Annotated in this window: 17 protein-coding genes; 15 read left to right on the forward strand and 2 right to left on the reverse strand. The window is 56.1% G+C overall.

Going from position 1 to position 12,069, the window contains the following annotated elements:
- Positions 1-6: 6 nt before the first annotated feature.
- The 15 genes from rplF to yegQ all read left to right on the forward strand — a co-directional run bounded on the left by rplF (position 7) and on the right by yegQ (position 10,752).
- On the forward strand, positions 7-537 hold the full coding sequence (gene rplF / locus ACFIOZ_RS01030; protein WP_230805199.1) for a 50S ribosomal protein L6: 531 nt from the start codon (positions 7-9) through the stop codon (positions 535-537).
- Between the two features lie 9 nt (positions 538-546).
- On the forward strand, positions 547-897 hold the full coding sequence (gene rplR / locus ACFIOZ_RS01035) for a 50S ribosomal protein L18 (protein ID WP_008959159.1): 351 nt from the start codon (positions 547-549) through the stop codon (positions 895-897).
- An 11-nt stretch (positions 898-908) separates the two neighbouring features.
- Positions 909-1,409, forward strand: a complete 501-nt coding sequence (gene rpsE, locus ACFIOZ_RS01040) for a 30S ribosomal protein S5 (protein ID WP_007111990.1) — start codon at positions 909-911, stop codon at positions 1,407-1,409.
- Positions 1,410-1,415: 6 nt separating this feature from the next.
- On the forward strand, positions 1,416-1,598 hold the full coding sequence (gene rpmD / locus ACFIOZ_RS01045) for a 50S ribosomal protein L30 (protein ID WP_226250595.1): 183 nt from the start codon (positions 1,416-1,418) through the stop codon (positions 1,596-1,598).
- Between the two features lie 3 nt (positions 1,599-1,601).
- On the forward strand, positions 1,602-2,036 hold the full coding sequence (rplO, locus tag ACFIOZ_RS01050) for a 50S ribosomal protein L15 (protein WP_101147111.1): 435 nt from the start codon (positions 1,602-1,604) through the stop codon (positions 2,034-2,036).
- The gene (gene secY, locus ACFIOZ_RS01055; protein ID WP_035582695.1) at positions 2,037-3,368 is read left to right on the forward strand and encodes a preprotein translocase subunit SecY; all 1,332 of its coding nucleotides are present in this window, start codon (positions 2,037-2,039) and stop codon (positions 3,366-3,368) included.
- Between the two features lie 64 nt (positions 3,369-3,432).
- Positions 3,433-3,546, forward strand: a complete 114-nt coding sequence (gene rpmJ, locus ACFIOZ_RS01060) for a 50S ribosomal protein L36 (RefSeq protein WP_008959154.1) — start codon at positions 3,433-3,435, stop codon at positions 3,544-3,546.
- A 123-nt stretch (positions 3,547-3,669) separates the two neighbouring features.
- The gene (gene rpsM, locus ACFIOZ_RS01065) at positions 3,670-4,026 is read left to right on the forward strand and encodes a 30S ribosomal protein S13 (RefSeq protein ID WP_022520863.1); all 357 of its coding nucleotides are present in this window, start codon (positions 3,670-3,672) and stop codon (positions 4,024-4,026) included.
- A gap of 39 nt (positions 4,027-4,065) precedes the next feature.
- A complete protein-coding gene (rpsK, locus tag ACFIOZ_RS01070; protein ID WP_007111985.1) occupies positions 4,066-4,452 on the forward strand; it encodes a 30S ribosomal protein S11 in 387 nt (128 codons plus the stop codon).
- Positions 4,453-4,464: 12 nt separating this feature from the next.
- A complete protein-coding gene (rpsD, locus tag ACFIOZ_RS01075; protein ID WP_008959152.1) occupies positions 4,465-5,085 on the forward strand; it encodes a 30S ribosomal protein S4 in 621 nt (206 codons plus the stop codon).
- Positions 5,086-5,184: 99 nt separating this feature from the next.
- Positions 5,185-6,180: a DNA-directed RNA polymerase subunit alpha gene (locus ACFIOZ_RS01080; RefSeq protein WP_064235085.1), complete on the forward strand. Its 996-nt coding sequence runs from the start codon at positions 5,185-5,187 to the stop codon at positions 6,178-6,180.
- A gap of 39 nt (positions 6,181-6,219) precedes the next feature.
- Complete coding sequence (gene rplQ, locus ACFIOZ_RS01085) at positions 6,220-6,606, forward strand: 50S ribosomal protein L17 (protein WP_008959150.1); 387 nt, start codon at positions 6,220-6,222, stop codon at positions 6,604-6,606.
- 322 nt (positions 6,607-6,928) lie between these two features.
- Positions 6,929-8,263, forward strand: a complete 1,335-nt coding sequence (locus ACFIOZ_RS01090) for a D-alanyl-D-alanine carboxypeptidase (RefSeq protein WP_386081638.1) — start codon at positions 6,929-6,931, stop codon at positions 8,261-8,263.
- Positions 8,264-8,354: 91 nt separating this feature from the next.
- On the forward strand, positions 8,355-9,230 hold the full coding sequence (locus ACFIOZ_RS01095) for a DMT family transporter (RefSeq protein WP_230805201.1): 876 nt from the start codon (positions 8,355-8,357) through the stop codon (positions 9,228-9,230).
- A 130-nt stretch (positions 9,231-9,360) separates the two neighbouring features.
- A complete protein-coding gene (gene yegQ, locus ACFIOZ_RS01100) occupies positions 9,361-10,752 on the forward strand; it encodes a tRNA 5-hydroxyuridine modification protein YegQ (RefSeq protein ID WP_386081640.1) in 1,392 nt (463 codons plus the stop codon).
- Here yegQ and ACFIOZ_RS01105 read toward each other — a convergent pair.
- Both ACFIOZ_RS01105 and ACFIOZ_RS01110 read right to left on the reverse strand, forming a co-directional pair.
- The gene (locus ACFIOZ_RS01105; protein WP_386081642.1) at positions 10,745-11,482 is read right to left on the reverse strand and encodes a DODA-type extradiol aromatic ring-opening family dioxygenase; all 738 of its coding nucleotides are present in this window, start codon (positions 11,480-11,482) and stop codon (positions 10,745-10,747) included. The genes yegQ and ACFIOZ_RS01105 overlap by 8 nt on opposite strands.
- A gap of 156 nt (positions 11,483-11,638) precedes the next feature.
- Positions 11,639-12,067: a DoxX family protein gene (locus ACFIOZ_RS01110; protein ID WP_386081644.1), complete on the reverse strand. Its 429-nt coding sequence runs from the start codon at positions 12,065-12,067 to the stop codon at positions 11,639-11,641.
- Positions 12,068-12,069 lie beyond the last annotated feature (2 nt).

Raw genomic sequence — 12,069 nt, forward strand, 5'->3', positions numbered from 1 at the left:
GCTGGAATGTCCCGCATAGCGAAATATCCGGTTAAAGTGCCTGCCGGCGTTGAGATTAAAATCAATGCTGACCAGCTGACCGCCAAAGGCGGCCAGGGCACGCTATCTATGCCCATCCACTCTGATGTAGTGGTCGGTCAAGAAGATGGCCAGCTGACCTTCGCCCCGAGTGAGTCTGCCAAGAGCTGGGCCATGGCCGGTACTACCCGCGCCTTAGTTCAGAACCTGGTAACGGGCGTATCCGAGGGTTTTACACGGACTCTCGAAATTGTTGGCGTCGGTTATCGTGCCCAAGCTAAGGGCCAGACGCTCAATCTTTCACTGGGCTTCTCGCACCCGGTCGACTACGAACTGCCTGAAGGTGTGTCAGCGGAAACGCCGAAGAACACCGTTATCGTGCTGAAAAGCGCCGATAAGCAGCAGCTCGGCCAGTGCGCCGCGGAAATCCGCGCCTTCCGTCCCCCCGAGCCGTATAAAGGCAAGGGTGTTCGGTACGCCGACGAGCAGGTGCGTCGCAAAGAAGCCAAGAAGAAGTAAGGCAGGGTTATGAACGCGAAGAAAGAATCTCGTCTCCGTCGTGCCCGCCGCGCTCGCGCAAAGATCCGCGAGCTGGGCGTGTATCGCCTGTGCGTCAACCGTACCCCGCGTCACATCTATGCGCAGATTATCTCGCCGGATGGTGGCAAAGTGCTAGCCAGTGCTTCTACGCTGGACAAAGCACTGCGCGAGGGTGCGACCGGCAACTCAGATGCGGCCTCTAAAGTAGGTGCTCTGATTGCTGAACGCGCTAAAGAAGCAGGCATCACCCAGGTGGCCTTCGACCGTGCTGGCTTTAAGTATCACGGCCGCGTCAAGGCGCTGGCCGACGCCGCACGTGAAGGCGGCCTGGAATTCTAAAGGGTTTTACGATGGCGAAGAACGAACAGCAAAGCGGTGATCTGCAAGAGAAGTTAGTGCAGGTCAACCGCGTCGCCAAGGTGGTCAAGGGTGGTCGTATTTTCGGCTTCACCGCGCTGACCGTCGTTGGTGATGGTAAAGGTCGTGTCGGTTTCGGTCGTGGCAAGGCGCGTGAAGTGCCTGTCGCAATCCAGAAAGCGATGGATCAAGCTCGTCGCAACATGGTCAAGGTGAACCTTGCTGGCCATACGCTGCAGTACCCGGTCAAAGCCCGTCACGGTGCTTCCAAGGTGTACATGCAGCCGGCTTCAGAAGGTACCGGTATTATCGCCGGTGGCGCCATGCGCTCTGTACTAGAGCTTGCCGGTGTCCACGACGTACTGGCCAAGTGCTACGGTTCCACCAACCCGGTTAACGTGGTTCGAGCGACTGTTAAAGGTCTCTCCTCCATGCAAGCACCGGAAGACGTGGCCGCCAAGCGCGGTCTGTCTGTCGAAGCGATCACGGGGTAAGGCACCATGGCAGCAACGATCAAGGTTACCCAGATCCGCAGCACCATCGGCATCATGCCCAAGCACAAGGCTACTATCAAAGGCTTGGGTCTGCGTCGCATCGGTCATACGGTTGAACTGGAAGACACCCCTGCCGTACGCGGCATGATCCACAAGGTGAACTACCTTGTGCGCGTTGAGGGAGAGTAATCCATGAAACTCAATAACCTAAGCCCGGCTCCGGGCTCCAAACACGCTGCAAAGCGCGTTGGTCGTGGCATCGGTTCCGGTCTTGGTAAGACCGGTGGCCGTGGTCACAAAGGTCAGAAGTCACGTAGTGGCGGCAGTGTTAAGCCCGGTTTCGAAGGCGGTCAGATGCCTTTGCAGCGTCGTTTGCCGAAATTCGGCTTTACGTCTGCAAAATCTCTGGTCTCTGAAGAAGTACGCCTGGCTGAGCTTGCTAAAGTTGCCGGTGGCGAAGTCACCATGGCATCTTTGAAAGAAGCCAACGTGCTGAAGGATGCTACGCTACACGCGAAGATCATCCTTTCTGGCGAACTGAAAACGGCGGTTACCGTTCGCGGAATCAAGGTCACCAAAGGTGCCCGTGAAGCGATCGAAGCCGCTGGCGGCAAGGTAGAGGACTAAATGGCCAAGTCAGGAAACATGCCGGCGATGGGCAGCGGTCTGAGTGAACTGTGGGCGCGTTTGCGCTTCGTGCTCCTCGCCATCGTGGTGTACCGTATTGGTGCCCACATTCCCGTTCCCGGTATCAATCCTGACCAGCTTGCTGCCTTGTTTAGGGAGCAACAGGGCACCATCCTGGGCATGTTTAACATGTTCTCGGGTGGCGCCCTGGAGCGTATGAGTGTCCTCGCCCTGGGTATCATGCCCTATATATCGGCGTCGATTATCATGCAGCTCATGACTGCGGTCTCCCCTCATCTTGAACAGCTCAAGAAAGAGGGTGAGGCTGGCCGCCGCAAGATTAGCCAGTACACGCGCTACGGCACGGTGATACTGGCGTTTGTCCAGGCTACCGGCATGTCCGTCGGTCTGGCTAGCCAAGGCATCGCGTACACTGCTGACTTCAGCTTCTATTTCACCGCCGTGATTACCTTTGTATCGGGCGCGGTGTTTATGATGTGGCTAGGCGAGCAGATTACCGAGAAGGGGATCGGCAACGGTATTTCGCTGCTGATCTTTGCCGGTATTGTCGCGGGACTACCCAGTGCCGTGGGCCAAGCCTTTGAGCTTGCCCGTAATGAAGGGGCCTGGAATGTTCTGCCGCTGTTAGCGCTGTCAGTGTTAGGTATTGCGACTGTCGCCTTTGTGGTTTTCATTGAGCGCGGCCAACGCCGCCTTAAAGTGAATTATCCGCGGCGGCAAGTGGGCAATAAGATGTATGCAGGGCAAAGTAGCTACCTGCCTTTGAAGGTCAACATGGCCGGTGTTATTCCGGCGATTTTTGCCTCCAGTATCCTGCTCTTCCCGGCCTCTATCGGTCAGTGGGTAGGTGCCGGTGAAGGTATGGAGTGGTTGCAGCGTGCATCTCAGGCATTAGGCCCAGGTCAACCGCTTTACATCTTGCTTTTCGCGGCGGCAGTGGTATTCTTCTGCTTCTTTTACACAGCGCTGGTCTTCAACCCCAAGGATGTGGCTGACAATCTTAAAAAGTCAGGCGCTTTCCTGCCGGGCATTCGCCCCGGCGAGCAGACCGCTCGCTATATCGACAAGGTCATGACACGTTTGACCCTGTTCGGTGCCTTGTATATCACTGCGGTTTCCTTGATGCCCCAGTTCTTGATTGTGGCGTGGAACGTGCCGTTTTTCTTCGGCGGTACCTCGTTGTTAATCGTAGTCGTGGTCATCATGGACTTCATGGCCCAGGTGCAGTCGCATCTCATGTCGCATCAGTATGACTCAGTGATGAAGAAGTCCAACCTGAAAGGCTACGGTAGCGGCGGTATCATGCGCTGAGGCGCCGTCCACCCCTATTTAGTTAGAGAGGGCGCGCCGCGAGCCGGTTTTTGGAGAAAGATCGATGAAAGTTCGAGCTTCCGTAAAGAAAATGTGCCGTAACTGCAAGATCATTCGTCGCAATGGCGCTGTCCGCGTCATCTGCAGCGAGCCACGGCACAAACAACGCCAGGGTTAATAGCCTGGGTTGTATTAAGCGGGTGCCAGCATACCCCTTGCCTTAGGGCAATTGATGGGGTATGCTGTTGCGCCTTTTGTAGATGAATAAACGAGCAAGCCGCTCAAATTTCGGAGTAAGCTGATGGCCCGTATTGCAGGCGTCAATATCCCGGACAACAAGCATGCGGCGATCTCGCTGACCTATATCTTCGGGATTGGCCGTACCCGTGCTGAGCACATCTGTGCAGCAGCCGGTATCGCGCCTACTGCCAAGATCCAGGATCTGTCTTCTGAAGAAGTCGACACCCTGCGTTCTGAAGTTGGCAAGTACACCGTAGAAGGTGACCTTCGTCGTGATGTTACGCTTAACATTAAGCGTCTCATGGACTTAGGTTGCTACCGTGGTCTGCGTCATCGTCGTAGTCTTCCGCTGCGTGGTCAGCGGACTAAGACTAACGCGCGCACCCGTAAGGGCCCGCGTAAGCCGATCCGCAAATAACACGCACGTTCTGGCGTAAAGACAGGAATAGACATCAACATGGCTAACCCGCGTAGTAACCGTAAAAAGGTTAAAAAGCAGGTAGTGGATGCGATTGCGCATATCCATGCCTCTTTTAACAACACGATCGTGACGATCACAGACCGCCAGGGCAACGCTCTTTCTTGGGCGACTGCCGGTGGTTCGGGTTTTCGTGGTTCTCGCAAGAGCACCCCGTTCGCTGCTCAAGTGGCAAGCGAACGTGCAGCAACTGCTGCAGCCGAGTATGGTGTGAAAAACGTAGATGTACTGGTTAAAGGCCCAGGTCCCGGTCGTGAATCCGCCGTGCGCGCACTGAATGCCGCCGGCTTCCGCGTGCAAAGCATCGTAGACGCGACGCCCATTCCCCATAATGGCTGCCGTCCGCCTAAGAAACGCCGCGTTTAAGGAGACAGATTCATGGCTCGTTATATTGGACCGAAGTGCAAACTGTCTCGTCGTGAAGGCACCGACCTCTTTTTAAAGAGTGGTGTGACTCCCTTCGAGAAAAAGTGTAAATCCGAGCAGATCCCGGGTGTACACGGCCAGCGTCGTCAACGTCTTTCAGACTACGGCTTGCAGCTTCGCGAGAAGCAAAAAGTACGTCGCATGTATGGCGTACTCGAAAAACAGTTCCGTAACTACTACAAAGAAGCCGCTCGCCTGAAAGGCGCGACCGGTGAAGTATTGTTGCAGTTGCTCGAATCCCGACTGGATAATGTCGTCTACCGCATGGGCTTCGGCTCGACTCGCTCTGAAGCGCGTCAGCTGGTCAGCCACAAGGCGATTTCCGTGAACGGCCGCACCGTTAACGTAGCTTCCTATCAAGTGAAGCCGGGTGACGTTGTTTCCATTCGCGAAAAGGCGAAAAACCAAGCTCGTATTCAAAGCGCGTTGTCCATTGCGGCCAACCGTGGCGATATCGCTTGGATCGAAATCGACGCCAAGAAGATGGAAGGCACTTTCAAGGCTCTGCCTGAACGCGGTGACCTGTCTGCCGACATCAACGAAAACCTGATCGTCGAGCTGTACTCCAAGTAAGCAGCATTTCTGTTTCTTGTCGATCTGGTGGCGGTTTAACCCCCGCGCCAGATCGTACCGAGTACCAAGTATCCGTTTGGCAGCCTGAAAGGTGTTCATATGCAGCGTTCAGTGACAGAGTTTCTCCGTCCTCGCGACATCAAGGTCGAAGAAATCAGCGCACATCACGCCAAAATCGTGCTCGAACCGTTCGAGCGTGGCTTTGGTCACACCCTGGGGAATGCACTACGTCGCATTCTGCTTTCTTCTATGCCCGGCTGTGCCGTGGTAGAGGCTGAAATCGCCGGCGTCGAGCATGAATACAGTGCGCTCGAAGGGGTGCAGGAAGATGTCATTGAGATCCTCCTGAACTTGAAAGATGTTGCGATCAAGATGCACAGCCGCGATGAGGCGGTGCTCACGCTGAACAAGCAGGGCCCAGCCGTCGTCACTGCTGGCGACATTGCGCTTGATCATAGCGTCGAAATCGTCAACCCGGACCACGTCATTGCTCATGTCAATGAAGGTGCCGAGCTGAAAATTCAGCTTAAGGTAGCGCTGGGTCGTGGCTACGAGCCGGCTGACGCGCGCGGCTCTGATGAAGAGACACGTGCTATTGGCCGCCTGCAGCTGGATGCCACCTTCAGCCCTGTCCGCCGTGTTTCCTACTCGGTTGAAGCCGCTCGTGTAGAGCAGCGCACCGATCTCGATAAGTTAATTATCGATCTGGAGACCGACGGTACCCTGGATCCGGAAGAGGCTATCCGTCGCAGTGCGACCATCCTGCAAGAGCAGCTGGCCGCCTTCGTCGACCTGGAAGCTGATAAAGAGCAGGAAGTCGAAGAGGAAGAGGATCATGTCGATCCAATTCTATTGCGCCCCGTAGACGATCTTGAGTTGACCGTTCGCAGCGCGAACTGCCTAAAAGCCGAGAATATTTACTATATCGGTGATCTTATTCAGCGCACAGAAGTGGAGCTGTTGAAGACACCGAACCTCGGTAAAAAGTCTTTGAATGAAATCAAAGATGTATTGGCGGCTCGCGGCTTGTCCCTTGGCATGCGGTTGGAAAATTGGCCACCGGCAAGCCTGAAGGACGACAAAGCCTCCGCGTGAGCGTCGACTTGAGTCCCAGTTTGGTAAGGAATTACAACCATGCGTCATCGTAAGAGTGGTCGTCATCTGAATCGCACCAGCTCGCATCGTCAGGCCATGTTCAAGAACATGTCTGTCTCGCTGGTCGAACATGAAGTCATTAAGACAACCCTGCCGAAAGCCAAGGAGCTGCGTCGCGTTATCGAGCCGCTGATCACCTTGTCTAAGCAGGATAGCGTTGCAAACCGTCGTTTGGCGTTTGCCCGCACGCGCTCTAAAGAAGCCGTCGGCAAACTGTTCAACGAACTAGGTCCGCGTTATGCCGAGCGTCCGGGCGGTTACGTCCGTATTCTCAAGTGCGGTTTCCGCACCGGCGACAACGCGCCTATGGCGTTCGTTGAGCTAGTTGACCGTCCGGTTGTTGAAGAAGCCGCTGCAGAAGAGTAATCCTCTGCGCCAGAGCCTCTTTGGTAGCGAATGAAAACCGACCCCTAGAGGGTCGGTTTTTTTATAAGCTAAATTATCTTCTCTTTTCTACGCTTAATGGCGTATTAATCACCTATACTCGGCTTATTATTAAACCTCGTGAGCGGCGTCATCCCGCCGGGTAAAGCCTTGCGTTGTTCCTAAAGTGTGGCATGGTAGTAAAGCTGTAGCAGGATGATTAAACAGTCGTTAGAACTAGCGCATTGATAACAAGCAAGGGGCAGGTATGCATGCGAGGATAAAGAGCGCTGTAAGGGGAGCATCGACGATAGGGTTCCTGGGTATGCTAATGCTGCTCCTACTCGTGATGGTCACCGCTGCGCATGCTGACAACCCGCGCTACGCGGGTATTGTCGTGGATCTGGACAATGGCGAAGTGCTTTACGCCGAGAATATTGACGATCAGCGTTACCCTGCGTCCCTCACCAAAATGATGACGCTCTATCTCACCTTTGAAGCATTAGAAGAGGGCACGTTGCGCCTGGATCAACCCTTGCCTGTCTCCGCTTATGCAGCCGCCAAGCCTGCTGTTAAACTGTGGCTGGCTGCTGGCAGCTCGATTCCCGTGGATACTGCCATTCGCGCACTCGCGGTTCGCTCTGCTAATGACGTTGCCGCCGTGGTCGCCGAAGCCCTGGGCGGCAGTGAAGCACATTTTGCGCAAATGATGACCACCAAGGCGCGCGAGCTGGGCATGCACGCCACTACCTTTCGCAATGCTTCCGGTTTGCCTGATGATGGCCAAATCACCACGGCTCGTGACATGCTAACGCTCTCGGTACGCGTGATGCAGGACTTCCCCCAGTATTACCACTACTTCGGCTTGCAAGAATTCACCTACCGCGGCACCCGGCATACCAGCCACAATCGCTTAGTGCGTGACTACCCGGGCGCCGATGGTCTAAAAACCGGTTTTATTCGTGCCTCTGGCTTTAACGTGGCGACCACCGCAATGCGCGGTAACCGGCGATTAGTCGGTGTTGTGATGGGCGGTTTTTCATCCCAGTCTCGGGATACCCACATGGCCAACCTACTCGACCGCAGCTTCCTGCGCGCATCGCTGCGTGACCAGCAAAACTGGATGGGCGACACCGATTTCTCGCGCGAATTTATGGCCTTTGCGCCCCCTGCACAGCCGGTTGCACCACCACAACCTGCACCACAGCAACCTCTCTTGGCGGTGGTCGAAACCACTACCTTGTCGCCAGTGGCCAGTGCCACCCCCTCGACACCGGTGGTTGACCTTGACGAGCAGCTAGCCGATATAGTCACTATTCAGCGCCCCCCTGCCGTCAGCGAAGAGCCGCAGCCTGACCCTCTACAAGCGTTTATTGAGCGCGAACGTGAGATGGCTGCCGCCAATAATGAAGCGGGCGGCGGCTGGGGTGTGCAAGTCGGCGCGTTTAGTCGTGAAGCCCAAGCGCGGCAATTAGCCCAGCAAGCGGCTCAACGCATCGCCCAGAGTTTAGGCGGGCGCGTTGCTGTGGACACCGTAGAGGGCCAAAACCCGGTTTATCGCGCCCGGCTAATGGCGTTGGACGAGCAGCGCGCTCGCCAAGCCTGCCGCGAGCTGCACTCCCAGGGAATGGACTGTATGGTCGTTAACGCCAGCCTATAAGCGGGTGGGCTGCGATCACCCCGCCAATGGCTAATTGGCGGGGTTTTTCTTTTTTGGCACTTTGTATTGACCAGTGAATAGGGAGATCGTGGTGACAACCTCGCTGAAAGGCATACTCTGCATGTGTTTGGGCGTTCTTTTTCTCGCCCTAGGCGACGCCGTTTCCAAGTGGTTAGGGGAAGTACACTCGCCGCTGCAGATTATTTTCTTCCGTGCCTTGGTATCGCTACCGCTGATTGCACTGCTTGCCCATTTTGCCGGTGGGTTACGCAAGCTGCGCACAAAACGGCCGGGCATCCATTTACTGCGCGGACTGATCTATACCGCCACCATGGTCTGTTTCGTATGGGGGCTAACGCTGCTACCCCTGGCAGAAGCCACGGCGATTGCCTTTGTGGCACCGCTGTTTGTGACCCTGCTTTCGGTGCCATTGTTGGGTGAGCGCATTGATCCACCGGTGCTGATTGCATCCTTGGTGGGGTTTGCGGGGGTACTGATCGTAGTGCGGCCCAACGGAGAGGCGTTTCAGGTGGGCGCGCTGGTATTGGTGGGCGCGGCGCTATTTTATGCGCTGATGATGATTACCGCCCGCCGCTACGGAGCCCGCGAACACCTCTGGGCGATGCTGTTCTATATGACTTTCGTGCCATTGGTAATTACCGCACTAACGCTGCCCTGGGTGTGGCAAACGCCTCAGCCCTGGCACTGGGTAGGTTTTTTCGCTTCCGGCATATTGGGCGTTGCGGCCACCGCTTTTATCACTCTTGCCTTTCGCTTTGCTCCTGCGGCCATCGCCGCGCCGTTTGATTACACCGCCATGCTCTGGGCGGTGCTGTTGGGTTGGTGGTTCTGGGGCGAAATGCCGGATCTCTGGGTTTGGGTAGGCAGCGCCTTGATAATGGGCAGCGGGTTAGCGGTGGCGTATCACGACCGGCGTACGAGCCTGAAACGTCGTCCAACGGCTTAAACACAGGTTACTTTTTGATCCAGGTCACGCAAGCCGTGGGCTTGCCAAAACGGCGGGTTTGGGCTGGTTATAATCCAGGCCTTTCATCGCAGCTCGCTGCGAGCCATCGTCCTGATCACGGTGACCATCTATGCAAGCCCCCGAACGACTGAAGCAAGCTCCCGAACTCCTTTCCCCTGCTGGTACCTTCAAGAACATGCGTTACGCCTTTGCCTATGGGGCCGATGCGGTTTACGCGGGGCAGCCGCGCTACTCTCTACGGGTGCGCAACAACGATTTTAAAATTGATAACTTACATCGTGGTATCGAGTACGCCCATGCCCGAGGCAAGCAGTTTTACGTCGCTTCCAACATTGCCCCTCATAACAGCAAGCTGAAAACCTACCTACAGGATATGGCGCCGGTGATCGAGGCAGGGCCCGATGCGCTGATTATGTCGGATCCCGGTTTGATTATGATGGTGCGTGATCGCTGGCCCGATCAACCCATCCACCTCTCGGTGCAATCGAACGTCGTCAACTGGGCTGCCGCCCAATTCTGGCAGCGGCAGGGTATTAGCCGCATCATTCTATCTCGTGAGTTGTCACTGGAAGAGATCGGCGAAATACGTGACAAGTGCCCAGGCTTAGAGATCGAAACCTTTGTTCACGGCGCGCTCTGTATCGCCTACTCCGGCCGCTGCCTGCTATCAGGCTACTTCAATCATCGCGACCCTAACCAAGGCACCTGTACCAACGCGTGTCGCTGGAAATACAACACCATAGCGGCAAGCCAAGATGATAAAGGCGACTTGATCGCCGTCCAGGGAGTTGGCACCGCAACAGCCGACAACCAGGACGAGTTCTCGGCGCTGATTGAGGACGTTTCCCGCCCCGGCAAGCTGATGCCTGTCTATGAAGATGAGCACGGCACCTACATTATGAACTCCAAGGATCTGCGCGCGGTGCAGCATGTCGCTCGGTTGACGCAAATGGGCGTGGCATCGCTAAAGATCGAGGGGCGCACCAAGTCCCATTATTACGTCGCGCGTACAGCGCAAGTCTATCGGCAAGCTATTGATGACGCCGTCGCTGGGCGACCCTTTAATAAACGGCTAATGGATGAGCTGGAAAACTTGGCGAATAGAGGCTACACCGAAGGCTTCTATCAGCGCCATGTCCACGGTGAGTTCCAACGCTATGAGCAGGGGCACTCCATTGGCGTTCACCAACAGTTCGTCGGTGAAGTACTGGGGTTTGACCCGGCTCGTGGCACCTTGGAAGTCGAGGTGAAAAATCGCTTTGAAGTGGGGGATGGCATGGAGCTTATGCTGCCAGGTGGCAATCACCGCTTCGTGCTCGAACATATCGAGAACTTACAAGGCGAAGCGCAGAGTGCAGCCCCTGGCTCGGGGCATCGCGTACGAATCCCCCTCCCCAAGGTCAGCATTAGCCCTGAACAGCTTGAGTTTGCGCTGTTGATGCGTGATCTCGCGCCTTCCAAAGCAGCACAGCCTGAATCGTTAGGGGTAGCGATCAGCTAAACGCATAAACGTCCATGGCAAGCACCCCGTGCTCCACGCTGTGGTGCAGCTGACTAGCTTCGCCTCCTGCCCCCATGGCCACCAGCAGCGGCTGGAAATGCTCTGGGGTTGGATGGTTCTTCTGGGCGTTGGGAGCGCGCTCCCAGCTAAGCAGTGCCTCGCGATCATTGGCGATAAGGCGTTCGCTTACCCAAGTGGCGAACTCATCGACCCAGGCGGGCATGGGGCTCGCCTGGGGCATGAGTTCATGCAGGTTATGGGTCAAGCTGCCCGAGCCGATAACTAATACTCCTTCTCCCCGCAGTGCCGACAGGCGCTCGCCCAGTGCGACCAGATCCTGATTGCTCCAGCGTACCGGTAGCGACAGGGAAACAACGGGCACATTGGCATCAGGAAACATCAACGAAAGGGGCACCCAGGCGCCGTGGTCAAGGCCTCGCTCTACTCGCTCGGCGCCCAGTAACATGGCCAACCGTTCAGCCAGTTCCGGTTCACCAGGAACAGGATACTGGCACTCGAAAAGCGCCTGTGGGAAGCCGCCAAAGTCGTGGATGGTCTCCGGCTTAGCGCTGGTGCTGACCTTGAGCGTTAGGCTCTCCCAGTGTGCTGAGACCACGATCACCGCTTTGGGCGAAAGCTGCCTGCCCAGTTCGCGTAGAAAGGCGTGAGCAGGAGTTTTAGTGAGCGCCAGCATGGGCGAGCCATGGGAGATAAACAGGCTAGGTAACATGGGGTGAGTCTCCTCAGCAGCATTGCCAACGCTGGCGGTGAGGCGAGCGCTGGCGATAGGATGTGTTAGGTGTTAGGTGTTAGGTGTTAGGTGTTAGGTGTTAGGTGTTAGGTGTTAGGTGTTAGGTGTTAGGTGTTAGGTGTTAGGTGTTAGGTGTTAGGCTAGGCGAGGGCTTAGCACCCAGCGGCCGCTGCCCAGGCCCGCTTGAACTATTAGCGCCACTGTCCAGAACACCGGGAATTCCCAACCGCCGCCGGCATTGGAGAACATCCAGCCGTTGCCAAGATGCACCCAGGCAGCGCCAAGCAGCACCGGCACCAGTGCCAAACTCACCCAGCGGGTATAAACCCCCAGAATCAGGGCGGCTCCACCGACTACTTCGGCAGCAATGGTCAAGTAAGCCAGAAAACCGGGTAAGCCCAGTGATTCAAAATAACCGACGGTGCCCGGCAGGGTAAACACAAACACCTTGAGTAAACCGTGGGCAAGGGCCATCACACCCAGTGCAATACGCAGTAGCGAAATGGCATGGGGCTGTAAAGAGGGGGTGGAGTGAGTATGCGTTGTCATCGTAGTAGCTTCCATCG

Source organism: Vreelandella sp. F11, from assembly GCF_042466685.1.
GTDB lineage: Bacteria > Pseudomonadota > Gammaproteobacteria > Pseudomonadales > Halomonadaceae > Vreelandella.